The following is a 25,143-nucleotide window of genomic DNA, read 5'->3' as shown; positions in this document are numbered from 1 at the left end:
ATGAGTCTGCCGCTTCTTGCGGGAGGACAAAGGTAGATAAAGGGTAATGTAAACTATTTCAGGGGTGGATAAATGTGAGCAACGAACAGCAATCGTATATCGGACCAGAAGGAGTGCTGGCTAAGCGCAAAGAGTATTTCTTTCCATGTACCCATCATTTTTATAAGAATCCGCCGCAGATTGTGCGCGGCAAGATGCAGCATCTGTATGATGAGCAGGGCAATGAGTATGTTGATTTCTTTGCTGGCGTTTCAGTCGTAGCGTGCGGACATTGCAATGAGCAGATTACGGCTAAGACGATTGAGCAGCTGCAGACGCTTCAGCATACGACAACGATTTATTTGACTCAGCCGATGGTTGACCTGGCTGAACGGCTCGCCAACGGGGTGCTTCCAGGCAATTTGAAGCGCACCTTCTTCTGCAACAGCGGCTCTGAGGCCAATGAAGGCGCGATGCTCCTTGCGCGATTGCATACGAAGAAGCGCGACTTTATCGCGCTTGAATATGGGCTTCATGGCCGTACCTTCCTCACGATGGGAGTAACGGGCATTCCGATGTGGCGTGCGGACGATTACTTAGATCCGGGGGTTACTTTTATCCCTCGTCCATACGACCCCGAGTTGGATCTGGATACAGCAGCGCATCGTTCTGTTGATGCTCTTCGCGAGGTACTTGCAGAGAAGGGGGATACCATTGCGGCTATGATCGTCGAACCGATCCAAGGCAATGGCGGCATGATTACTCCGCCCGATTGGTATTTCCGTGAAGTGAAGACATTGCTGGAGCAGCATGGTGTGCTGTTGATTGCAGATGAGATTCAGACTGGCTTCGGCCGCACGGGTAAAATGTTCGCCATGGAACACTTCGACGTCGTGCCAGACATCATGTCGATGGCCAAGGCGCTCGGCAATGGTGTGCCGGTTGCGGCATTTGCAACGACAGATGAGATTGCAGCCAGCTTCAACCGCGCGTCTGCTTCGACATTTGGCGGCAACCCGGTTTCAGCCGCAACCGCTATGGCCGTGCTCGATTATATCGAGCAGGAGCATCTCATTGAACGCGCGGAGCGAGTCGGCGGGCGGTTATTGAATGGGTTGTATGCCCTTCAAGCGAAGCACCCGTACATAACGGATGTGCGCGGCAAAAATCTAATGTGCGGTGCGGAGCTGAGCGGTATGGATGATCAGGCGAGCGCTGCTTTGACAGATGCTGTGTTGGAGAAAATGAAGGATCGCGGCTATATTATCGGCAAGAATGGTATTGGTCGCAATGTGCTTGCCTTCCAACCTCCGATTATAATGCCTGTTCAAGATGTTGAATCGATGCTGATAGCACTGGATGAAGTTCTGACGGAATGCAAAGCAGAGGAGTTCTGATCACGTTATGGAAATGATTCATAAAGTTGTTCATAAGACTCGAATGTTCGGCGAGCTGGTTATGTTCTCGCATACGTTATTCTCACTTCCTTTCGCGATTATTGCGATGGTGTGGGCGGCAGAAGGTATTCCTTCAGGCTATGTGCTGCTCTGGTCATTGATCGCGCTAGTTGCTGCGCGTAACGGTGCAAATGCATTTAATCGCCTCGTCGACCGTCAATTCGACGCCGCGAATCCGCGAACAGCTCATCGGCATATGCCGCGCAAGCTGCTGCAGGAGCGCGAAGTAGTCGCGTTCGTCATCATTAACTTTGCGATCTTCATTCTAGCGGCAGGCATGTTAAACACGCTCTGCCTTGTGCTGTCGCCGGTGGCCATCGTGCTGATATGCTCGTATTCGTATACGAAGCGCTTTACGTGGCTCTGCCACCTGTATCTTGGCTTCACCATCGCCTCAGCTCCAATCGGCGCATGGTTCGCCGTTACAGGCGAGATCGCTTTTACGCCATTTGTACTCGGCACGATCGTTATGTTGTGGATCGGCGGCTTCGATATCATCTACGCCACTCAGGACATCGATTTTGACCAAAAGACAGGCTTATGGAGCGTGCCGCGTGTATTTGGATTAGATGATGCCTTGTTTATATCGCGAAGCTTGCACGCCATTATGGTTCTGCTACTGTTTTCATTGTTCTTCCTTCAGGATCTGGGATGGATCTACCTGGCAGGGATTATCATAGCGACAGTGCTTCTGGCGGTTGAGCACAACATCATCAAGCCATCCAGCCGTAAACGGATGAATGTTGCTTCTTACAACTTAAACCAAGTGATCAGCATGGTTATCTTGTTGTTTACAATGGCGGATTACTTTATAGGATAAAATGTTCGAACAAGACGGTTGCTTTGTCTACTAACGACTAGTGGATAGGCAGCCGTCTTTTCGTACAGTGCAAAGGTTACTGGTGAGCGATGACCTAAGTAGGTCCCCTCTGGAGAGTGTCGCGGTACTATCCCCTTGGCTCAGAAGGGTCTTGTGCAATAGCTCAATAGCCGCTGGTACGAGACGTCCTGACTGAGGGGGATAGTGCCTAGAGGCGCTTGTAATATATGAAGCGCGCATATGGTAAAACAGAATATGTCTGCGTCCTGAATGGATGGTAGATGGAGAATCATTTGTGCGGTGTATGTATCCTCTAGAGAGCGTTGCGGTACTATCCCCTTGGCTCAGAAGGGTATTGTGTAATAGCTCAATAGCCGCTAGTACGAGACGTCCTGATTGAAGGGGAGAGTACCCAAAGGCGCTTGGAGATAGATACATTGTGCTGATGAAGCAATGAAATCTGAATTGCAGAGGATGCACAGTACAGATATTTGATTCTGACTGAAAGGGATAATACCAAGATGTGTTTGTAAGTACATACCGCATTCTAATGGCGTAACAGAATGTGTCTGCGTCCTGAATGGAGATGGTAGATGGAGAATCGCTCGTGTGTGGTGTATGTCCCCTCTGGAGAGTGTCACGGTGTTCTCCCCTTGGCTCAGAAGGGTATTGTGCAATAGCTCAATAGCCGCTAGTACGAGACGTCCTGATTGAAGGGGAGAGTACCCAAAGGCGTTTGGAGATAGATACATTGTGCTGATGAATCGGTGAAATCCGAATTGTAAGGGATGCGCAGCACAGCAAAGTGCAATACAGATATTTGATTCTGACCGAAGGGGATAATACCAAGAGGGACTTGGAGATAGGTACACTTTACGATCAGCATCCTCCACCCATATGAAAGAAGCTGGTCCGTTAGCGGACCAGCTTCTTTGAGCATCTTAGTCATGTGCAATTCATGATATGCAATGTTAATCCTAACCTTAGGATTTGCGCTGCAGCTATACAACTACGATCCGCCAGTGCGGCGACGTTGGTTGTTTGGCTTTTTGTTGTTTTGGCTTACCAGCTTCTTTGTGTTGTTGTTAGCATTAAAGCTGCCTTTTTGGGCCCCTTGTTGTTTCTTCTTAGCGAGCATTTCTTTCATCGCATCGGCTAGACTAACTTTTTTCGGCTCATTGGATTCTGACATTGTTTCCACCTGCCCTATATATAATGCGCTAAATTTATACATTAACAGACTAACATGTGTTTGACAAATGGGCAATACAACCTAGCACATAACTCGGCATCCAGCATGTTGTGATCTGGGAGCAACCAGCTTGTAGTGCTACAAGATTGGAGACATCAACCGCGCAACGGATTCCATGAAGCGGTTAAAGAGGCTTCGCTTCTGGTATTCATGCCAATTGATAAGCTGGCTGTCGAGCATGTCCTGCTCAAATATACTTCCCAGCTGTGTTGCGAATTCCTCATCGTACAAGAAGGCATTGACTTCAAAGTTAAGCTCGAAGCTGCGATGATCTATATTGGCTGTGCCGACGGAAGCGGCTTGATTATCGACAACGATCACTTTCGAGTGAAGGAAGCCTTTTTCGTAGAAGTAGCATTTTGCCCCTTCACGCAGGAGCTCAGCCAAGTAGGCATTGGATGCCCACTGCACGAGTTTGCTGTCGCCTTTCAGCGGTATCATAATATGAACATCTATACCGGATTGTATGGCCACCTTTAAGGCATTCAGCACACTGTCATCCGGTACAAGATATGGGGTCTGCAGATAAATTCTATGTTTAGCCTCAAAGATAAGCTTGATCAGGCCGTTTTTAATCTGCTGCTTGTCAGAGTCTGGGCCGCCGGATACGATCTGTACTGCGGTGCTGCCTTGTGATTGAATGTCTGGAAAGTAAGTCTTATCGTATGCGGGGTGCTCGTTTGCCGCAATCGACCAATCCAGCATGAACTGCAGTTGCAGTCGGTGGACAGCTTCGCCTTTAAGCATCAGATGCGTATCTCGCCAGAACCCGATTGCAGGGTCCAGACCCAAATATTCATTACCGATGTTGAACCCGCCGACAAAGCCTACCTCGCCGTCAATGACAGCAATCTTGCGATGGTTGCGGTAGTTGACGCGCAGATTAAGAAAACGAATTCGTGAAGGGAAGAAGCTATGCACTTCTCCACCTGCAGCAATCAGGTCCTGCAAGGCCTTCTTCTCAAGCTTAGGCGATCCAATGTCGTCGTATAGAAGCCGAACAACCAAGCCTTCTCGCGCCTTATCGGTTAATGCGGCAATCAGCTTGCGCCCGGTCTCATCAGAGGCCACTTTATAATAGAGCAAATGAACATGGCTCTTCGCCTTGCCAATCTGCTCAATCAGCAGATCCATCTTCTCGCGCCCATCCGTTATGATGCGGACATCGTTATCTTGGGACAGCGGGGCAAAGCAGTTGATCAAATTCATATAGATGAGATGCTGGTAGTTCTTCACCTCAGGCCGTCGGTATTGGAACTCATCGGACTTAAGCAGGTTGATCTGCTTGTTCAAACCTTCTTGGGCCAATCGCATTGCACTTGGCTTGATCTTATATACTTTATGGCGAGCTAGATTCTGGCCTAGCAAGATGTAAAAGATAAACCCGAATATGGGAATGAATAAGAGCAGCATCAGCCACGCCCATGTTACCGCAGCGTTGCGCCGTTCTAGAAAGACAACAACTAACGCAAATATAAAGTTAAATACAATGAGCCAATTCGATATGATATCCCAGTAATGCACGTAGTCGTCTCCTTTATAGCATTAAGTATTTGCCTCTCGTGAGGTAGGATGTCTGGTTATCTTACAAGACTAATCATAAGGTGCTGGGAATGTGAAAAATAGCAAAGAGCTGCTGAAAGGCAGCGCATACGCTGGGGAAGCTGTCGAGAAGCTTTAATTGGATCGTGCCGTCAAATGTACATAAGTTAAAGAACCGCCAAAGGGATGCCTTCAGCGGCTGTTCTCAGGTCGAATCATCGTACAAATGACATTATGTGTTCGTGTTCCGATCTTGTTGGTGTGGTTCCTGCTCCAACGCATATTCGAAATCTTCGATATCGTAAATGGGCACCGGAATCTCGTGCTCGATGATACGTGCGACATACTCTAATTGATCTGTCAGAAGCGGCGCTTGCTCACGCATGGACGTCATAACAAGCTCCGTTTCAATCGGGTCAAAGGCTTCCCCGTAACGCATATTGTCTAATGCGTTCACGACGATGCAGGAAACATTGTCCTGCAGTAACAGGGGAGCGCTGTTGCGCCAAGGGACGCTAATGGCACGGTCAAGCTTCTTCTGGTTCAACTCGTTCTCGAAAAAACGGATCAGCGCTTCGATCTGTTGCTTCGCAAACTGATCCTCTTCTGGATCTGGCATCACCCGATCTTCGCTCTGTCTCATCTCGTACAATTCCATAATGGTGGAATAGGGGATGAGAAATTCCACCGGGTGCTTTGGTACGAGCAGGTGACCGTATACGGCTAACATCACCGCTTCAATTACAAACCGACGAGGCTGCACGGTCAATCCTCCTTCTTCCTTCAAAGATGCTGTTATACATGTACATAATAACACCTTGCCCCTTCGCAAGAAAGAGTAAACGGTACAAACGTGATCGATCTTCTTGAAAAAGGGCAGTACGAAAAAGAGCCCACCGCTTGGATAGACTCGATCTTCGACATATGGTGTCCTATTAATAAGTGCGTTCTTCGAAATAGTGCCACAGTAACTGCAGATCTCGATGTGCAGGATAGCTCGATAATTGCTCGCTTATCGTCCAAGCACGCTGCATAAATTCGTGGCTGATGTCAAGCGCGCTAGCCAATGCCCCGCTGTTGCGGATAAGGGCTACCGCTTCATCGAATGCTTCTGGAGAAGAATCGCTGTTAAGCTTGCTTAAGTGACTATGTACCGCTGGGTCATCCATGGCTAGCATGGCAGGCAGCGTAACCTGGCCATTGCGGAGATCCGCTCCAGCGGGCTTGCCGAGTTGGTCAGATGATTGTACATAGTCCAATATATCATCGCGTATCTGAAAGGCCATGCCTAATTGTTCTCCGAATTGGTAAAGCAGCTCAGCTACTTGCGGTTCAGCTTTGCTTGCTTCTGCTCCGAGTTGAAGGCACGTAGCCATCAACATAGCTGTTTTGTTGCGCGTCTTCTCCCAATAGCGATCTAACGTGATGGAGAAGTCATAACGCTGTTCCATCTGCTGGTACTCACCGATGCACAGTTGTGTTGTCGTGATGGAAGCCAGCCTATTTATGTATGGCTCCAAATCGTTCTTTTGCTTCGTTAACAGCTCTACGACACGGCACATCATATAATTGCCGATATAAACAGCTGTTTGCGTATCCGTCTTCCGATGCAGTGCGGGTTGACCGCGTCTAGTATCCGCCTGATCGAGGATATCATCGTGAATGAGTGATGCGGCATGAATAAATTCGCATGCAGCAGCCAGCCTGAATACTTCAGCGTTCTCGGGGCTATTGCCGAAACGGCTTCCCACGATCACCATAATAGGGCGCAGACGTTTGCCTCCGGAACGAATTAATTCCAACACATGCTTCGTAATAATGGAGCGTGAAGTTAATGCGGGATCATGAGCGACCATACGCTCTAGATCTCGGTTAATTCGCTGCATGGATATATGCAGGTGTTCGGCTAAGGTATGGCTAGATAACGTCATAAGTCACCTGCTTGAATCGTTGTGGTGGAATATGCCGTCTTGAATATTGCTCCTTCACGAAGCTGACGAATCGTTGATACAGCAAGTCATTGCATCTTGTTTTTTCAGCACGGCGGATCTGAATCTCTTTAATGGTCGAGGCCAGATCAGTGACAAGATCGAGAAATTGATGGCGCAAGGCGAACTGCAGATAGAAGCTTTGCAGGAAATCACCATCCAACACGGCACGAGCTGCGGCCTGCGGGTCTGATGGCAACTGTTCATGCGAACGCATCGCTTGCAGCAGCAGCCAGTAACAACCCAAGAGGACGCATTGGTCACGCTGTTCCATCTCGTATGAAGTTAGGATATCTGCCATTGCCGCGAGCTCCGATTGTATGTGTGCCATACTAAGACGGATAGCTGCGTCTTTCGGTAGTTGCTGCTCCAGAAGATACTGCGTCTCCTGCAAGAGTTGCCGATTCAAGGGAACACCCCGCTTCTCGTGGTCTAATCAAGATGTAGTTAATATAAACAAGTAAAGTAATGTGTAGGATGTACACATTACTTTACTTTTATTGAATGCAATCTATTCTATATACGGATTAGTCGGTGTAAAGGTACCATTTTTTCACGATCGGTATCTTTTTGTATACACGTTTCAGGCGAGGGTACAAGTAGTAGTCCAAGCCAAGTGTGCTTCCAGATCCGCCGATAAGCGCGATGCCGCCGAAGACGTACCAGAGCATTTCATAAGGAGCCATACCAGACATGTAGATCATTGCGCCCATCGCAATTGTACCGATCGATGCAACAGCCGTGAACAGACCGATAATAAGCATAACGCCCAATGTGATTTCCGCAAGTACCATACAGGTTTGGAAGATCGTAGCGAGTGCTGTGTAGCCGCCATCAGCTGTATAGAAGAATGTATCCATGGACCAGCTCATGATCTTTTCGATAAAGTCAGGAACAGGCAACGCTTGAACTGCAGTAGCAGCATTTTCTACAGACGATGCTGCAGAGCTTGCGTCGACAGTATCTTTAACTTCGCCAATAGCTTGTGTCGCTGCAGTTACACCATCAACCGCTTTAGGAGGAATCAAGAAGATATTGTTAGGGTCAGCGATAACCTTGCCAATCTTATTGAGACCTTCAAGCAACCATTTCACACCGATAAAGATACGAAGTGGTACAAGCCAGATGTTAGGGGAGCGCATTGCCAAGTGTCCGCCTACGAAGCTGCGGTTGTTCTTAACTCGGAAGAACTCATGGATCTTATAAGACCAGATCTTATGGAAACCGAGTACTTGTAAGAAGTACACGAAGTTAATCATGTGCTTGAAGAACATAGCTAGGAATCCAGAGCAGTTGAACATCTTGCCTGGCATACCGACAGAAGCTACGCCATAACGGCCGCCGATACATACCATAGTGCCGTGGAACGTCGGTTTGTACGACTTCTTCTGGCCGCCTTTGATATCAACAGTGATGTTGTGTGCAATTGTTCCAGCGGAATGCTCAGCGTTCTCAACCATTTGAGGTACTGGACGCTCTTCGCCTTCTGGAATGTAGAAGATGTTGTCGCCGACAACATATACATTTTCATGGTCAACGGATTGCAGTTTATCGTTAGTCACGATACGCTTGCGTCCATTTTGTTGAACGTCAAGGTTGCCAACAAGGTCAGAACCTTCAACGCCTGCTGTCCACACAACGGTGTCAGCTTTAAGCTCGCCTTTGTCGCCGAGCAATACGGAATCTTCCGTAACGCCGGTGATCTTCGCGCTAGTGATCATTTCAACGTTCATTTTGCGCAAGTATTTTTCGGCTTTCTTAATCAGCTTTTCAGGCAAGATCGGAAGGATCTTTGGTGCCATATCCGCAACAACTAGACGAACTTCAGACGGTTCGATGTGGAACTCGTGGCAGAGCTCTTCGCGATACTCAGCGATCTCACCGATAAGCTCAACGCCAGTGAAGCCAGCGCCGACAACGACGAAAGTGAGCATCTTCTTGCGAAGCTCAGCATTGGTTTCTTTGGAAGCCTTCGTAAACATGTCGCGAATTTGACGCTTCAATTTCACGGCATCGTCAAAGGACCATAATGTCATCGAATGTTCTTCAGCACCTGGGATACCGAAGAATGTTGGCTTACAGCCAGTACCGATTACGAGATAGTCGTAATCATAGGATTTGTTCTTACCTGTTAATTTCTGACCATCAAAGTCGATGTTAGCGATGTCGTCCAATACAACATCCACTTTGCGGCCTGCAAAAATTTGCTTGAGATCCATCTTGATAGCTTCTTCTTCAACGCGGCATGCTGCCACTTCGTGAAGTTCAGTCATCATTGTGTGGTAAGGATGGCGATCGATCAGTTGGATGCTAACATCTTTATTGTTGTTAAGACGTTTAGCCAACTTTTTCGCCGTCAGGACGCCGCCATAGCCACCGCCCAATACAACGATCTTTTTCATGTTCTTCAGTCACCCCTGAGATTATGGTTAGTAAATGTATGATTCCAATTTGATTGCGATTTGATGTGCAATCAAGAAGGCAGCTCCGCCACCCAGTGAGTGACGATGGACATATGATAAAGTGTCATCGACCTATTAGTGAGTAAGCGGAGCTTCCATTATCAAATCATTATTACATCAACATTTATTTAGCGTTAGCCAATGCCTCTTTGGACAGGTTAACGAAATCATTTACGTGGATAGATACGCCAGAGATCGCGTCCTGAGTGCCGTCTTCTTTCATAACGATTGCTGCAGGATCTTGCTTCTCAATAAGGGCTGCTTCCATCTTGGAAGCTTGCTCATGCCAGTTCATGCCGTAAGTGCCAGCAATGGATTGAGCTTTCTTAGTGTCGCCGCCATCTTTGTGGATAGCATCCCAGTTAGCAGCTACAATTTTACCGTCGAATACAGTGATATCAAGAGTGGATTTCCAACCGGATTTCTCTTCGAATTGAGGAGCTTCCGCATGGTATGCACCATCTTTGTATTGACCTTTTTCTACTGGACCAGCAGTCAGAGCTTTGTCAGCCAATTGTACGAAGTTGTCAGCATTGATAGATACGCCGGATACTGCATCTGTCTTGCCTTCAGCGTTAAGTGTGATTGCTTTAACATCTTGCTTCTCGATCAATGCTTTTTCCAACAATTCAGCTTGCTCATGCCACTCGGAAGAAGCGCCGCCAGCTTTCATGCCGTATTTTCCATCTTGGGACAATTTTTTCTTAGTATCGCCAGCTGTTTTAACGTTAGCAGCATCAAAGTTTACGTTTTCGATCTTGCCGCCTTTAACATCGAGCTGAATCATGTACATCCAGCCTTTGTCGTCTGGCTCAGCTTGTGCATAGTAGTTGCCGTCTTTCAAGGCAGCTTGCTCTGTGCCTGTTTGTTCTGTATTTGCTCCCGTGTTAGGTGTTTCTTCTTTCGCACCGCATCCGACCAAGATACCAAATGCCATAACTGCTGTAAGCAGAATCGCTAGTTTCTTTTTCATGACGTACCTCCACCTTCTCCTCTTTGATCTTTTTAAAAGTACTTTGTGAAAATTTTATCTAACTCATTGCAAAGTTTATTGTATCATTTTTTCACAAAGATTCAAGAGTGTTTGTATAGGAAATTGATACGGATCGTTTAATTCACAATCATTGTTTGCAGAAATGTCAAATTTTAAATAACTAAAAGTTATGGTAAATATAGGATACTATATATTGAGACTATTATATAGGATGAACGTATTTACATATATTCATAGAATAGAATTCCTATCGAAACATACCTGGGTATCATCGCAGCATGTCGGTAAAGCATCGCTTATTTTACGCTAAAACGACTTGAAATAAACAAATAGATAATTGAGGTGCGAATATGCAAGCCAAAGATGTTGTTCTCGGACTGCTCATGCAAGGGCCGAAGTCTGGATACGATATTAAGCAGGAGTATGAAGTTAGTCTGAACCATTTCTTTGATGCAAGTTACGGTTCGGTATATCCTACACTGAAGCAACTCGAGAAATCAGATTGCATTATTAAGGAAATAATAGTTCAAGAGGGCAAGCCCAATAAGAATATCTATTCAATTACGGAATCCGGCAAGAAACACTTTATGGACTACATGAATTCTCCTGTGCAGGATGATATTTATCGATCAGATATATTAGCGAGGCTGTTCTTCAGCAAATACATGGATGATGAAAGGCTTGTTTCCCATCTTGAAGAAGCTGTTGAGCTGCGCAAGAAGTATCTATCTCAGCTCGAAGACGTATACGAGAACCTCAAGCACCAGCTGTCCAAACCTCGAATGATAACCTTGCAATTCGGGATTAAAGATTATCGTGCGCAGGTTGAAGTGTTGGAACAGAGCATCAGTTATATGAAATCGGATGATCATCCGGCTGATTACTGGGATTAAGCGATTGGCATTATGATCTCCCTGTGCTAGAATGTTTAGATTGTGCCTGCAGTCGCAGCAGGCTCCGCGGTTCGTAACCATCCCGCGTTATCAAAACTAAAGGGGAGCATCAAATTATGTATAATGCGATATGGGGCGTACTGTTCGTGTTAGTGAACTTTGCGTTCTTCTTGGTTTGTTACCGTATATTCGGCAAGTTTGGTCTATATGCATGGATAGGGGTAATGACGGTATTAGCCAATATTCAAGTAACCAAGAACATTGAGATGTTCGGCATCGTTATGACCTTAGGGAATACGGCCAACGCTTCCTTGTTCTTAACAACAGACCTATTAAATGAGAGATACGGTCCAAAGGAAGCGAAGCGTGCGGTATGGTTCGGCTTCTTTACGTTAATTATGACGACCGTTATTATGCAGATGGCTCTGCAGTTCACACCGCATGAGAGTGACTTAGCTCAAGATGCGCTGCAAACGATCTTCGGGATCATGCCGCGGATCGTAGCCGGAAGCTTGATGGCTTATTGCATCAGTCAATTCCTTGATGTTAGGCTGTTCAGCGTTATCAAGGCAAAGTACGGCAAGAAGAATCAACTGTGGATTCGCAGTAATGCGAGTACAGGGCTAAGCCAGTTAGCCGATTCGTTCGTATTTTGTTCCATTGCCTTCATGGGTGTATACGAATGGGATGTATGGTTTGAGATCTTCATTACCACGTACCTAATTAAATTTATTATATCCGTGGCCTCCACTCCATTCTTATATCTGGCGCGAAGCTTTACAGTTAATGAAGATAAGTTCTGATATTTCGATGATGTTGAGAATATACATTATATATAATGGCATTAAGTACAGGCACTAAGTACATTATTTGATTACATTAAATTTGAAATTACTGGACTTTCCTTAGAACCGATACTATAATGACACAAGAACCAAGTTTACCGATGAACAATTGAATAGCACGCTAGGGGAGCTGGAATTTGGCCGGCTGAGATTGTATCCCAATAAGATACCGACCCTTCACCTGATCTGGGTAATGCCAGCGTAGGAAAGACGTGATATGGTGTGCTTGCCACACATCCCGTGCCGAATCCCGTATGGATGAGGCGGAATCACAACTACAATCTTAGTCGTAAATGGCTTGCTCTATGCACAGTGATTGTGCGGAGTTGAAGCGGTTAGATGGATTGTATTAGATGAGCGGGTTGCCGGATTCTCGGTGTAGGCAGGCAGTACTCTCCATGAACATACGCTACGGTTAAGCGCCCTTACAGGGGCGCTTTTTTTGTGCGATATAGACGAAGACATATAACCGGGCTTGCAGCATTGCGGTCGATAAGTGCGAACTTCAACTTCGTTCGTCGGAAATGGTTACTAGTGCGCTCTGCGCGATAAGCAGGGAAGCATATACAGAAAAGTTGGAGGGGTATCGGCTATGAAACAGGCAAGACATTCTTTACGGAAGAGCGCTTTACTGCTCATTGTGATGATGATGATCACAGCAGCGCTAACGGGCTGCGGCGGGAATGCGACTACAGAAGGCTCCGCGAATGGCAGCAAGGATGCGGCGAATACGGGAAAAGAGCTGCGCAAGGTTCAGATGGTGCTCGATTGGACGCCAAACACGAATCACACAGGGATCTTTGTCGCGCAGGAGAACGGCTATTTTAAAGAGCAGGGGCTTGAGGCTGAGATTATTCAGCCAGGCGGCGGCGGTGCGGATCAGATGGTTGCGAGCGGGGAGATCCCATTCGGCATAAGCGTCCAAGAGAATGTTACGCAAGCTAGATCGCAGAATGTACCGATCGTATCGATAGCGGCTATCATTCAGCATAATACGTCCGGATTCGCGGCGCCAAAGTCGAAGAACATTAAGTCTCCAAAGGACTTTGAAGGCAAGACTTACGGCGGCTGGGGATCGCCTGTGGAGCAAGCTATTATTCGTTCAATCATGCAGACTGAAGGCGCGGACTTCGATAAAGTGAAAAATGTAAGCATAGGTAATGCAGATTATTTTACGGCTGTGAAGAAGGATATCGACTTCGCGTGGATATTCTACGCGTGGACAGGAATCGAGGCGGAGCTTCGCAACGAGCCGGTCGACATGATCTATGTGAATCAATTTTCCGACAAATTGGATTACTACACACCTGTAATTATAACGAACGAAAAGACGATTAAGGAAGATCCAGAGCTGATCAAGTCGTTCATGGCGGCTGTGTCGAAGGGCTATGAATTCGCGATCGATCATCCGGATGAAGCGGCTGACCTGCTTCTTAAGGCAGTGCCGGATCTCGATAAAGAGCTAGTCCATGCGAGCCAGAAGTGGCTGAGTCCGAAGTACAAGGACGATGCTCCACGCTGGGGCGAGCAGAAGCGGGAAGTATGGGAAAACTATACGGATTGGATGACTGAAAACAAGCTGATGGAGCAGACAATTGATGTAGACAAAGCATTTACGAACGATTATCTGCCGCAATCATAAATCGAAATTAACGAATAAGGGAGAGATTAACATGGCAAATAGCTTAGTGAGCATTCAGATTATTCCGAAAACACCGAACGGTGAAAATTCGATACCTTATGTCGATCGTGCGATTGAGATTATTAAGGCTTCGGGTGTAGCGTATCAAGTGAACCCGCTCGAAACGACAATGGAAGGCGACATGAACGAATTGCTTGGCGTTATTGCACAGATGAATGAAGCCATGATCGAGATGGACTGCGTCAGCGTTATTTCACAGATCAAGATTTGTTATAAGCCTAGCGGCATTACGATGAACGAATTAACCGAGAAGCATCGGCCATGAGAAGACGCCGTTGGTCGCAAGCGGGGCCGCCCATTGTGGCGGTCCTGCTTCTTCTTGTGCTGTGGCAGCTTGGAGTCATGGTGTTCGATGTAGAGAAATACATTCTCCCGAGTCCCATTGATGTTGCGCGTGAGGCTTGGATTAACGCTCCATCCTTACTGCATCATACCTGGGCCACGCTGCAGCTGACATTGATTGGTTTTGTGATCGGCTCACTATTCGGTTTATTGGTAGCGATGCTGCTTCATCCGTTCCCGCTCGTCAAGCGCGCGCTGTACCCGCTCATCATCGTGAGCCAGAACGTGCCTACCATAGCGCTGCTGCCGCTCTTGATGATCTGGTTCGGGTTCGGCATGCTCCCGAAGATCGTCGTCATTACGCTTGTATGCTTCTTTCCCATTACGATCGCGACGATGGATGGCCTCATGCAGACCGACCGCACGATGCTTCGCTACATGCGAATGGCAGGAGCAACTCGGTCACAGCTGTTCTGGAAGCTGGAGCTTCCGTCAGCGCTTCCTTCTCTCTTCTCTGGTTTGAAAATAGCTGCTACATACAGCGTGATGAGCTCCATTGTGGCGGAGTGGCTTGGCACGGATAAAGGGATTGGCTACTATATGACCTTGCAGAAGGCGGCCTATCGTACAGATCGCATGTTTGTGGCGATATTAATCGTGGTCGTCATGAGCATTACTTTATTCTCGATCGTGCAAGTTATAGAACGCCGTGTCATCCACTGGCAGGCGCAGCGCTCGGAACAGGCAGAAGAGTAGGAGGTGACGCAGATGAGTACGTTAACAGCAAGTGGACAGTTGAGCGCGAATGAGCTGCATTCCGCAGGAAGCCAAGCTCCTGAGCAAGCTGGGGGTTCTTCCAGCAGCGTGGCCGCGCTTGAAGTTATAGATGTATGTATGTCTTTTGCGGGAGCGAAGGAGCAGGTGTCGGTGCTGGATGGACTGTCCCTGCGAGTGGAGCAGGGGCAGTTCGTTTCCATCATCGGACCGTCTGGTTCGGGGAAGAGTACACTGTTTCACCTCGTCGGCGGGCTGGTAAAGCCGACCGCCGGCGATATTCGCATTCACGGTGACTCCGTCATCGGTCAGACGGGTCACGTGAGCTATATGCCGCAGCAGCCGGCACTATTTCCGTGGCGCACGGTGGAGGACAATGTCATCCTGGCACAGGAATTGACCGGCCGCAGCAAGAAGGAGCTGCGCCAAGAGGCACAGGCGTGGCTCGCCAATGTCGGCCTTCAAGGCTACGAGAAGGCCTACCCGCACACGCTGTCCGGCGGGATGCAGCAGCGTGCGGCTTTCCTGCGGGCGCTGCTTAGCCCGCAGGAGCTGATGCTGCTCGACGAGCCGTTCAGCGCACTCGATGCGCTGACGCGCGGCGAGATGCAGGGCTGGCTGCTCGCGCAGTGGGAGAAGCACCGCCGCTCGGTGCTGTTCGTCACGCACAGCATCGAGGAAGCGCTGCTGCTGTCGGACGTCGTGTACGTCCTGACAGCACGGCCAGCGCGGGTGCTCGAGCGTGTAGTGGTGCCGTTCGCGCGTCCGCGACGGCAGGATCTGACGCTCGAGCCCGCTTTCAGCGAGTTGAAGCAGCGCATAGGCGAGCTGCTGCGCTAGGGCGCAGTAGCATTAGTAGTAGCATTATAGATGAAGTAATAAAAAACATTTAACCGCACAAATAAAGCAAAAAGGCTGCACGAGGTCATTTTCCATGACTTCGGTGCAGCCTTTCTTGCATATCTCGATCAATCTACGAACATAACTCATTTAGAACAACGTAAGCTGTCGATCCCCGTACCCTTGCTTATAAGCATCAATGATGTCCTGCATGCGATACAAGATGCCAAGTCGGTCACATTCGCTAGAAAATAATTTCCACAGCTCCTTCGCACGAGGAGATGAGCATTCATATGAGTTTCCATATTGCTGAATGTACTTATATTTGAGTCCTGGAAATTTTTCATCCAGCTTGTCATAGTACCAATCCCGCTGATTGTTTCGCAGCGTCATGCCGAATGCGGGGTATATGAATCTAGCTCCATGCTCTGCGGCGCGAGTGATGATTCCTTGAATGTTCTCCGCATTATCCTCGAGAAATGGCAGCACGGGCATCATCAGTATGCCTGCAAAGATCCCATGGTCGGCCATTTGCTTAATAGCGGCAAACCTTCTGGAGGAGACGGCGACATGCGGCTCGATCTTCCGACAGAGCTCATCATCGACAGTCGTGATCGTTACCTTCACGATAACGGGAGAATGCTCCTGTATACGTTGAAGAACATCGATATCTCTCGTAATGAGATCGCTCTTCGTTGCAATCGCCACGCCAAATTGATATCTATCCAGATACTCCAGCGCTTGTCGTGTTAAACGATGCTTCTTCTCAAATGGATTATACGGGTCAGACATCGAGCCTGTCCCGACCACTCCGGTATTGCGTCTCCGCTTTAGATTATCTTTAACGAGTTCAGGAGCGTGCTCCTTCGCTCTTACGGTATCAAAGTTGTCGATCCCATAGCAGTCGCTTCGGCTGTCGCAATAGATGCACCCGTGGTTGCACCCTCTATAGATGTTCATCGTGTAGTCAGTGCCAAACCATTCCGAACTTTTCGTTTTCGTAATCATTGATTTCGCAGGTATGAATTCTATCCTGAGCCCCCCCCTTGTGACGAAGCATAAGAACATTATGCCACATGTAACTTGACAGCTATGTGTCATATTTATCCCGGGCCGCACATCTCTTATATAGGGTGCGGCAAGCACAGAGCCCCAAGTCACCTTGAATGACTTGGGGCTCTGTATACGTGCCGGCGAAGCTACAACACCATCGCTGCGATGAAGCCGAAGATGAGGAGCGGGATGTTGTAATGCAAGAATGTCGGCACGCAAGTGTCCCATATATGGTCGTGCTGGCCGTCGGCCGCAAGACCTGAGGTCGGACCGAGCGTGCTGTCCGACGCCGGCGACCCGGCGTCGCCGAGCGCTGCGGCCGTACCGATCAGCGCAACGGTCGCGAGCGTGCTGAAGCCAAGCTCGAGGCTGAGCGGCACGAACACGGTCGCGATGATCGGAATCGTCGAGAACGACGAGCCGATGCCGAGCGTGACGAGCAGCCCGATCGCGAGCATGAGCATCGCCGCTAAGGCGCGGTTGTCGCCAACCAGGCCGACGCAGGCCTGGACGAGCGACTCGATGCCGCCAGTCGCGCGCAGCACGGCGGCATATCCTGCGGCGGACATCATCACGAAGCCGATGTACGCCATCTGACGCATGCCGCTGGTGAAGACGCGCTCCGCGCGTTGGAGCGGCATGATGCGGCCGAGCAGCAGGACAGCGAGACCTGCTGCTGCGCCGTAAATCATCGAGCCTGTGCTAAGCTGCAAGGCGAGCATGGCTGCGATCGAGAGCAGCCCGGTCCATGTCATCCGGGCGGATGGGACTTCCCGCGCATCATCCGCGCGGTCATCGGACGCTGCCGACGACGTATACGGCAGCTCCTTGTATGTTCTCGTTTTCCTATAGGTGAATAGGATCGAGATTAAGAGACCTGTTAACATACCAAGCGCGGGCAGAAGCATCGCCTTAGGCAGAATGGATGCATCCACGGGCAGCCCATTCTGTGTGATGTTGCTGGCAACCGTCTCGTGAAAGATAGAGCCGAAGCCGACAGGCAGCAGCATGTAAGGCGTAATCAAGCCAAAGGTTAAAGCGCTGGCCACCGCGCGGCGGTCGATATGCATCATGTTGAACAGCTGCAATAACGGCGGGATCAGCACTGGAATAAAGGCGATGTGAACAGGTATCGCATTTTGCGAGAGCGATGCAATCCCTGCAATCGCGAGCAGCAGAACAATACGGGAAGCTGCATTCGCCTTGTTGGAGGCGTGCTTGCTCCCAACTAGCTTGACAGCACCTTGAACGAATCGTTCTGGCAGCCCGGTTTCGGTCAACCCAGCGGCATATGCGCCCAGCAGAGCATAGCTGAGTGCTATAGCGGCGTTGTCTGTAATTCCTCCGGTAAATGTATCTATGGTATGCGTGAGGCCCAGCCCCGCGATCAATCCGGCGACTAAGGTTGCTGCCAGCATCGAAAATACAACCTGAACACGGCATAAACTCAATATAAATAGTACGGCTAACGATAGTAATACTGCGCTCATCTGGATGTCACCCTATCTAGTTCAAAATGTTTTACTATAATATCTAATTAAAACATTAACGCTTTACCATGACAATGTAAAATATATGTAAGACAATGCAACTTTACCGAAAACAGCTGATATTATACATAAATTTACCAAAAAACCATGCTGCAGACGGATGTTGAGCTTCTACAATGCAAGTAAACTGGAAATCATGAGTAAATATACAAGGCTAAAATGGGAGAGGAGAGCAATGATGAATACGAGCGCTTCAACTAGCGGAAAGGCTTCAGTATTTAGTTTGTTCCGCAACCGCTTTGTGCAAGCTATTATGCTTTCTGGTTTGTTTATGCATCTTGGTATTTGGATTCGCAATTTTGCTGTACTGCTATATGTAACGGAAATGACGAAGGGTAACTCTTATGCCGTGTCCATGGTCTATGTCGCGGAGTTTGCGCCGATATTTGTGTTTTCCTTCATCGGCGGGACATTCGCCGATCGCTGGCGTCCAAAGCTTACCATGATCTGGTGTGAGGTGCTCAGTGCTCTATCCGTCTTTTTGGTACTCTTTACGATCATGCTGGGGTCATGGCAGGCCGTGTTCTTTACGACTTTCATTTCAGCTATTCTCTCACAGTTCTCTCAACCTTCATCCATGAAGCTGTTTAAACAGCATGTGCCGGAAGAGATGCTGCAAGCGAGTATGTCCATCTTTCAGACGATGGGTGCCTTGTTTATGTTGATCGGTCCAGGGATCGGTACACTTCTATTTCAGGCTTATGGAATAACGACATCTCTAGTCGTAACGGGAATTGCCTTTCTCTTATCAGCAGCGGCTCTTCGCTTGCTTCCCGCAGATTCAGTTCAATCGGAGAAAAAGGCGAAGGAATCCACGGTACGTAAAGAGTTGGCCGCTGGATTTCGCTATGTCATGCAGAGTAAGCTTCTCAAGCCGCTTGGCGGCTGCTTTGCGATGGCGGGCTTGGCAGTCGGCCTCATTCAACCGATGGGAATATTTCTTATTACAGAGAGGCTGTTATTGGATAAATCTTATCTGAGCGTGATGCTGATGGTAAATGCTGTCGCTATGCTGATTGGCGGTGCTATTGCTATGATTCTGTCGCGCAAGCTTCCGCCTCAACACATGCTTGCACTAGGAATGATAATGAGTTGTATGACCATACTGGTAGTAGCTTTCTCCGACAAGCTGTGGATTATATTGGTTGCTCAATTTTTGAATGGTCTGGTTATGCCGAGCCTTCAGATTGGGATTAACACCTTGATATTGAAGAATACAGAGTCCTCGTTCATCGGACGGGTAAATGGAATACTGAATCCGATGTTTATAGGGGCTATGGTTGTATCGATGTCTATATCGGGTATTATTAAGGAGGCTGCTTCACTTACAGTGCTTTACGAGGTTGCATCTGCATTCTTCTTCTTAGGCATCATCATCATGATCCCTCTGCTTCGTATGGGTAATAAAGCTGTACCGATTGAAGCGAATCAGGCAGTGGGTGTGGAGTAGTCATCGAACGGTTTCTGTCTATCTGAGGAGGACGAAATGAGTAGAAGACCATTGACTTTTACGAACAGCGTGCACATAATAAGAATCAATATATATGACAGGTTGAACCAACATTGATGACGAGAACAGGTGCGCTGTGTGTAGCCTTCAGAGAGTCGACGGCAGGTGAGAGTCGATGGCGAGTGCAAGCTGCATATCCTCTCCGAGATGCCGAGCGGAATGTCCGTTTCATGCGGATGCTGTAAGCACGGCCGGCCTCCTCCGTTAACAGGAGTGCGCTTAGATCGCGCAGTCGAGAGCTGCAGGAGCTGATGCTGCTGTAGAATAAGGGTGGTACCGCGAGTTCAGACTCGTCCCTTTCAGGGACGGGTCTTTTTGCTATTCAATAAATGTTGATCTGAGGCGTCATGAGCAAACAGAGCTTCAAGAAGGAAAGCGAGGATGTTGACATGGGAACGACGAATGTGACGATGGAAGATATTATTAGAGCGCACCACGTATTGAAGGAAGTTATTGTGAAGACACCGCTGCAGCGGGATCCGATATTGTCTGCGCGATATGATTGCAACGTGTATTTGAAGCGGGAAGATTTGCAGGTAGTGCGCTCTTTTAAGATCCGCGGCGCGTATAACAAGATTCGCCATCTATCCGAAGATGAATTGAATCGCGGAATCATCTGTGCGAGTGCGGGCAATCATGCGCAAGGTGTGGCTTTTTCCTGTAAAGCCCTGCAAATTCAAGGCACGATCGTGATGCCAAGCACAACACCGAGCCAGAAGGTGACCCAGGTCAAGCGATTCGGAGGTTCCTTTGTCAAGGTAGTGCTGACAGGCGACACCTACGACGATGCGTTTGATGCTGCGATGAAGCTCATGGAGGAGCAAGGCTTGACCTTTATCCATCCGTTTGATGATCCTTATATTGTCGCAGGCAACGGAATAGTTGGAATGGAAATCATGGAGTCTTTGGATACTCGCGCAGACTACGTGTTCGTTACGATTGGCGGCGGCGGCTTGGCAGCGGGCGTTGGAACATACGTCAAGACGGTTAGTCCCGGGACTCGTGTCATCGGCGTTGAGCCAAGCGGAGCTGCTTCCATGACCGCTTCCCTCGAGAAGAAAGAAGTCATTACGCTGGAAAAGATCGATAAGTTCGTGGATGGCGCGGCTGTAAAGCGTGTTGGTCAATTGCCATACGAGATCTGTCAGAACGTACTGGATGACGTCATTCACGTACCAGAAGGGAAGGCATGCACAACCATATTGCAGCTGTATAATGAAAATGCAATTGTCGTTGAACCTGCAGGTGCACTTCCTGTTGCTGCGCTTGATCTGTATCGCGATCATATCCGTGGTAAAAATGTCGTCTGCGTCATCAGCGGCGGCAACAATGACATCGATCGTATGCAGGAGATTAAAGAACGCTCGCTTATTTATGAAGGCTTGCTGCACTACTTTACAGTTAATTTCCCGCAGCGCGCTGGCGCATTGCGTGAATTCTTGCAGGACGTTCTCGGGCCGGAAGACGATATTACTCGTTTCGATTATAATAAGAAGCATAACAAGGACAACGGAGCAGCCTTGGTCGGCATTGAGTTGAAGCATCCGGAGGATTACAACGGTCTTATTAAACGAATGAAGAAGAAAGGTCTGGAGTTCATTGAGTTAAATAAGGACGCCGTATTGTTCAATCTTCTGGTCTAGGTCAAGCTGGACTAGGTGTTGCTCTTAGACATCATTTGCAGGGTATACTTTCGTATGAATCTTTATTCTAGCGGTAGACCATGTCTGAGGAGGCGATCATGATGAACGACTTGCAGCGAATTGAAGAGGAACGTCAACAAGCACTGTTAGACAGGGAAATGATGAACCGATGGGACACGCAGCTGACCAAGCTTTCTCAAGAGAAAGAGACAGCTAAGGCAGAGTGCTACCGTTTGGAAGAGTGGTGGCGGCAGGAGCAGCATGATGTAGATCGTTTGAAGTCGAGGTCGCTTGCGAATATGTTCTTTACGTTAACAGGTCAGAAGGACTCTCGCCTATCGAAGGAAGCTGAGGAAGCGCTCCGAGCGAAAGAACGATACGAGCAATCTCTGGCTGCTCTGAAGGAAATAGAAGCCGAGATTGGTCAGTTGCTGGTGAAGCGAAACGCCGCCGGTCAGTGGCAATCGAGGCTTCAGCAGGCCAATGATCGCAAGGTGCAGCTTATTCGCGACCTCAGTTCGGAAGCGGCGGCTGAGCTAGATGAGCTGTCTACTGCTAGAGCCGGGCTGCTTCGTGAGCGCAAGGAGCTGGATGAGGCCATTCATGCGGGGAAGCGTGCGATTGCTGCCCTGAGTCGTGCAGAGGATAAGTTTGAGTCTGCAGGCGATTGGAGCACCCTCGATCTACTTGGAGGCGGAATGATCTCGACTCATATGAAGCATGAACGATTCGATGATGCGCAGGCAGAGGTTCAAACGGCTAATTCCTGTATTCGTACCTTTCAAAGGGAATTGAAGGATGTAAGTACGCTCATGCAAGCAACAGACCTAGTCGATATAAGCGGTGGCTTGAAGATGGCAGATTACTTCTTTGACGGATTAATCGCGGATTGGCTTGTGAAGGGGAAGATCGATGATTCCCTGTCAGCAGTACGGAACGGGAAGAGTCGGGTTTCTAGCGTGGTTTCAAAGCTGGAGACGGCTGGTCGTGACGTAAATCAGCGCATGAATGAGTTAGATCAGCGTTATAATGAAATATTGCGTCAATGGTGATACATGCTGGCCTTGTTGTGAGGTCAGCAGTTGAACTGTTTTGGCGTTACCGTTATATTTATGTAAAAGCGTCAATGGGAAAGAAAGGTTGAGATTATGGAAAACACAAATACAGCCAATAACTTTATACGCCATATTGTAATGGATGACCTGAAGGAAGGTCGAGTGAACGAGGTCGTTACTCGATTCCCGCCGGAGCCTAACGGTTACTTGCATATCGGGCATGCCAAGTCGATCTGTTTGAACTTTGAGATTGCGCGCGAATTCAAGGGGCGCGCTAATTTGCGTTTTGACGATACGAATCCATTGAAAGAGGATCAGGAGTATGTCGATGCGATCAAGCATGACGTAGAATGGCTCGGCTTTAATTGGAACGAGCTGCGTTTTGCATCGAATTATTTTGACGAGATGTATGATCGTGCTGTGCTGCTTATTAAGAAGGGATTAGCATATGTCGACGACCAATCAGCTGATGAGATTCGTGCTGCTCGCGGAACATTGACTGAGCCTGGTTCAAACAGTCCCTACCGTGAACGTACTATTGATGAAAATATGGATTTATTCGAGCGTATGCGCAAAGGTGAATTTGCCAATGGTGAGAAGGTGCTTCGCGCTAAGATCGACATGAGCTCGCCAAACATTAACCTGCGCGATCCGGTTATTTACCGTATTTCGCATACAACTCACCACAATACAGGCGACAAATGGTGCATCTATCCGATGTATGCCTTTGCCCATCCGCTTGAAGATGCGATTGAGGGCATTACACATTCTCTATGCTCGCTGGAATTTGAAGATCAGCGCCCATTCTACGATTGGGTAGTGCAAGAGTGCGAGATGAGCAGCACACCGCATCAATATGAATTTGGCCGTCTTAACATGACCAACACGGTAATGAGCAAGCGTAAGCTGAAGCTGCTTGTAGATGAAGGTGTTGTTGATGGTTGGGATGATCCACGCATGCCTACGATTGCAGGACTGCGTCGTCGCGGCTTCACGCCGGAATCCATTCGCACATTCTGCCGTGAGATCGGTGTAACGAAGAGCAACGGGATCGTGGACTCGAAGTATTTGGACTTCTTCATTCGTGAGGACCTGAAGCTGAAGGCACCGCGCACGATGGGCATATTAAAGCCGCTTAAAGTAGTCATCACCAATTATCCAGAAGGACAAGTGGAATGGCTGGATGCGGAGATCAATCCAGAGGTAGAGGAAATGGGCATCCGTAAGATTCCATTTTCCCGTGAAATTTATATCGAGCAGGACGACTTCATGGAGAATCCTCCAAGCAAGTACTTCCGCCTGTTCCCGGGTAATGAAGTTCGCTTGAAGCATGCTTATTTTATCAAGTGCGAAGAAGTTATTAAGGATGAGAATGGGCAAGTGGTAGAGATCCACTGTACGTATGATCCTGAAACGAAGTCAGGCTCAGGCTTTACAGGCCGTAAAGTAAAAGGAACGATTCATTGGGTGGAAGCGACTCAGGCGATCCCTGCGGAGTTCCGTTTGTACGAACCGCTTATCCTGGATGAAGAGGAAGAAGAGGAAACTGAAGGAGAATCCAGAAGCTTCTTGGATCATATCAATCCGAATTCACTCGTTGTTGAACAAGGATTTGTTGAACCAAATATGAAGGACGTTGCAGCTCATGATAAGTTTCAATTTTTCCGTCACGGTTATTTCAACGTAGATCCTAAAGAGTCTACCGAAGCAAAGCCTGTGTTTAATTTGATCGTATCGTTAAAGAGCTCGTTTGTGCTTCCTAAAGCATAAGGTAAGTTCGGAGCATACTAAAACAACGATATGAATGGAGGCGAACCGAATGGAGAACAAAGTCATTTTGCTGCAATCGGACCGACTTGGAGCTGAAGCGGATGGGTTGGGTGCAACAGTGCTGGAAACCTTTCTGACTGTACTGAAGAGCGAAGGCCATAGACCAGCTGCGATCTTCTGTATGAACCGCGGGGTGCTGGCATTAACACCGCAATCCCTATCTTCATTGAAGCTGGCGGAGCTGGCCGAATCTGGAGTGCCGGTATTGGCTTGCAAAACGTGCGTGGACCACTACGGAATCTCAGAGCAGTTGAGCTGTGGTGAAATTTCAGGAATGGCGACCTTCGTGGAGCTTGCAGCGAAGCATGAGGTTATTACCATCGGATAAGCATTACTCTTCATGAGACATTTACTCCGAATTAATGCAGCCAATAAGCTGCCAATATGAATATGTGCACGGCCCGTGATATTACAAGCTCCTTTTCTGAGCTGCAGGTCACGGGTCTTTTTACGTGGATGATTCGGATTCTTTGATAATGTACAGCGCTTGATAAGCAGCTTGAACTCCAACATGAATACCATTTAATATTGACAACCTAAACGTATCTCCCTCAGATGTGGTGAGCCATGCATATGTGTCTCCGGGAGTATTGCACTAATATCCCCCTCGCTCAGAAGGCAGTTGAGCATCAGTGAAGTAAATGGCAACCCGTTACTTGTTGGGTTATACAC

General features: G+C 48.3%; 22 protein-coding genes, 1 riboswitch and 1 other annotated feature. Of the genes, 13 read left to right on the top strand and 9 right to left on the bottom strand.

What is annotated here, in order from left to right; all coding sequences use genetic code 11:
• The first annotated feature begins 74 nt into the window (after positions 1 to 74).
• Both ACXX53_RS17745 and ACXX53_RS17740 read left to right on the top strand, forming a co-directional pair.
• Entirely contained in the window at positions 75 to 1,376 is a 1,302-nt protein-coding gene (locus ACXX53_RS17745; protein ID WP_458570007.1) for an aspartate aminotransferase family protein, read from the top strand.
• A gap of 7 nt (positions 1,377 to 1,383) precedes the next feature.
• Positions 1,384 to 2,256, top strand: a complete 873-nt coding sequence (locus ACXX53_RS17740) for a UbiA-like polyprenyltransferase (RefSeq protein ID WP_458570006.1) — start codon at positions 1,384 to 1,386, stop codon at positions 2,254 to 2,256.
• Positions 2,257 to 3,265: 1,009 nt separating this feature from the next.
• Here ACXX53_RS17740 and ACXX53_RS17735 read toward each other — a convergent pair.
• From ACXX53_RS17735 to ACXX53_RS17705, 7 genes are all read right to left on the bottom strand, one after another.
• Positions 3,266 to 3,448, bottom strand: coding sequence for a hypothetical protein (locus ACXX53_RS17735; RefSeq protein WP_458570005.1), 183 nt, complete (start codon positions 3,446 to 3,448; stop codon positions 3,266 to 3,268).
• 138 nt (positions 3,449 to 3,586) lie between these two features.
• Complete coding sequence (gene cls, locus ACXX53_RS17730; RefSeq protein WP_458570004.1) at positions 3,587 to 5,032, bottom strand: cardiolipin synthase; 1,446 nt, start codon at positions 5,030 to 5,032, stop codon at positions 3,587 to 3,589.
• Positions 5,033 to 5,282: 250 nt separating this feature from the next.
• Entirely contained in the window at positions 5,283 to 5,780 is a 498-nt protein-coding gene (locus ACXX53_RS17725) for an ADP-heptose synthase (RefSeq protein WP_458570032.1), read from the bottom strand.
• Between the two features lie 205 nt (positions 5,781 to 5,985).
• Positions 5,986 to 6,981 carry a polyprenyl synthetase family protein gene (locus ACXX53_RS17720; RefSeq protein ID WP_458570003.1) on the bottom strand — a complete coding sequence of 332 codons (996 nt, stop codon included), beginning with the start codon at positions 6,979 to 6,981 and terminating at the stop codon, positions 5,986 to 5,988.
• On the bottom strand, positions 6,968 to 7,447 hold the full coding sequence (locus tag ACXX53_RS17715) for an adenylate kinase and related kinase (protein ID WP_458570002.1): 480 nt from the start codon (positions 7,445 to 7,447) through the stop codon (positions 6,968 to 6,970). Before ACXX53_RS17715 ends, ACXX53_RS17720 begins: the two co-directional genes overlap by 14 nt.
• A gap of 118 nt (positions 7,448 to 7,565) precedes the next feature.
• A complete protein-coding gene (locus ACXX53_RS17710; RefSeq protein ID WP_458570001.1) occupies positions 7,566 to 9,440 on the bottom strand; it encodes an FAD-dependent oxidoreductase in 1,875 nt (624 codons plus the stop codon).
• Between the two features lie 184 nt (positions 9,441 to 9,624).
• Complete coding sequence (locus tag ACXX53_RS17705) at positions 9,625 to 10,473, bottom strand: FMN-binding protein (protein WP_458570000.1); 849 nt, start codon at positions 10,471 to 10,473, stop codon at positions 9,625 to 9,627.
• 371 nt (positions 10,474 to 10,844) lie between these two features.
• On the opposite strand from ACXX53_RS17705, the gene ACXX53_RS17700 reads away from it, so the two are divergent.
• From ACXX53_RS17700 to ACXX53_RS17675, 6 genes are all read left to right on the top strand, one after another.
• Positions 10,845 to 11,387: a PadR family transcriptional regulator gene (locus ACXX53_RS17700; protein WP_458569999.1), complete on the top strand. Its 543-nt coding sequence runs from the start codon at positions 10,845 to 10,847 to the stop codon at positions 11,385 to 11,387.
• 116 nt (positions 11,388 to 11,503) lie between these two features.
• Positions 11,504 to 12,190 carry a queuosine precursor transporter gene (locus tag ACXX53_RS17695; RefSeq protein ID WP_458569998.1) on the top strand — a complete coding sequence of 229 codons (687 nt, stop codon included), beginning with the start codon at positions 11,504 to 11,506 and terminating at the stop codon, positions 12,188 to 12,190.
• A gap of 155 nt (positions 12,191 to 12,345) precedes the next feature.
• Positions 12,346 to 12,458, top strand: a riboswitch (TPP riboswitch).
• 366 nt (positions 12,459 to 12,824) lie between these two features.
• Positions 12,825 to 13,874: an ABC transporter substrate-binding protein gene (locus ACXX53_RS17690; protein WP_458569997.1), complete on the top strand. Its 1,050-nt coding sequence runs from the start codon at positions 12,825 to 12,827 to the stop codon at positions 13,872 to 13,874.
• A gap of 31 nt (positions 13,875 to 13,905) precedes the next feature.
• Positions 13,906 to 14,199 (top strand): thiamine-binding protein, encoded by a 294-nt coding sequence (locus ACXX53_RS17685; protein ID WP_458569996.1) that lies wholly within the window; start codon positions 13,906 to 13,908, stop codon positions 14,197 to 14,199.
• Positions 14,196 to 14,972 carry an ABC transporter permease gene (locus ACXX53_RS17680; RefSeq protein WP_458569995.1) on the top strand — a complete coding sequence of 259 codons (777 nt, stop codon included), beginning with the start codon at positions 14,196 to 14,198 and terminating at the stop codon, positions 14,970 to 14,972. Before ACXX53_RS17685 ends, ACXX53_RS17680 begins: the two co-directional genes overlap by 4 nt.
• A 12-nt stretch (positions 14,973 to 14,984) precedes the next feature.
• A complete protein-coding gene (locus tag ACXX53_RS17675; protein WP_458569994.1) occupies positions 14,985 to 15,830 on the top strand; it encodes an ABC transporter ATP-binding protein in 846 nt (281 codons plus the stop codon).
• A 150-nt stretch (positions 15,831 to 15,980) separates the two neighbouring features.
• Here ACXX53_RS17675 and ACXX53_RS17670 read toward each other — a convergent pair whose 3' ends face one another.
• Positions 15,981 to 16,838 carry a radical SAM protein gene (locus tag ACXX53_RS17670; RefSeq protein WP_458569993.1) on the bottom strand — a complete coding sequence of 286 codons (858 nt, stop codon included), beginning with the start codon at positions 16,836 to 16,838 and terminating at the stop codon, positions 15,981 to 15,983.
• 191 nt (positions 16,839 to 17,029) lie between these two features.
• The gene (locus tag ACXX53_RS17665; RefSeq protein WP_458569992.1) at positions 17,030 to 18,373 is read right to left on the bottom strand and encodes a Na+/H+ antiporter family protein; all 1,344 of its coding nucleotides are present in this window, start codon (positions 18,371 to 18,373) and stop codon (positions 17,030 to 17,032) included.
• A 238-nt stretch (positions 18,374 to 18,611) separates the two neighbouring features.
• On the opposite strand from ACXX53_RS17665, the gene ACXX53_RS17660 reads away from it, so the two are divergent.
• The 5 genes from ACXX53_RS17660 to ACXX53_RS17640 all read left to right on the top strand — a co-directional run bounded on the left by ACXX53_RS17660 (position 18,612) and on the right by ACXX53_RS17640 (position 24,799).
• Entirely contained in the window at positions 18,612 to 19,883 is a 1,272-nt protein-coding gene (locus tag ACXX53_RS17660) for an MFS transporter (protein WP_458570031.1), read from the top strand.
• Between the two features lie 107 nt (positions 19,884 to 19,990).
• Positions 19,991 to 20,244 (top strand) — a binding site (T-box leader).
• Between the two features lie 46 nt (positions 20,245 to 20,290).
• Positions 20,291 to 21,586, top strand: a complete 1,296-nt coding sequence (gene ilvA / locus ACXX53_RS17655) for a threonine ammonia-lyase IlvA (RefSeq protein WP_458569991.1) — start codon at positions 20,291 to 20,293, stop codon at positions 21,584 to 21,586.
• Between the two features lie 101 nt (positions 21,587 to 21,687).
• On the top strand, positions 21,688 to 22,638 hold the full coding sequence (locus tag ACXX53_RS17650) for a hypothetical protein (RefSeq protein WP_458569990.1): 951 nt from the start codon (positions 21,688 to 21,690) through the stop codon (positions 22,636 to 22,638).
• Between the two features lie 96 nt (positions 22,639 to 22,734).
• Complete coding sequence (locus tag ACXX53_RS17645) at positions 22,735 to 24,411, top strand: glutamine--tRNA ligase/YqeY domain fusion protein (RefSeq protein ID WP_458569989.1); 1,677 nt, start codon at positions 22,735 to 22,737, stop codon at positions 24,409 to 24,411.
• 49 nt (positions 24,412 to 24,460) lie between these two features.
• Positions 24,461 to 24,799 carry a DsrE family protein gene (locus ACXX53_RS17640; RefSeq protein WP_458569988.1) on the top strand — a complete coding sequence of 113 codons (339 nt, stop codon included), beginning with the start codon at positions 24,461 to 24,463 and terminating at the stop codon, positions 24,797 to 24,799.
• Positions 24,800 to 25,143 lie beyond the last annotated feature (344 nt).

It is taken from the genome of Paenibacillus marinisediminis (assembly GCF_054343325.1).
Note: the sequence above shows the minus strand (reverse complement) of the source record. Positions and strands in the feature narration are given on the sequence as shown.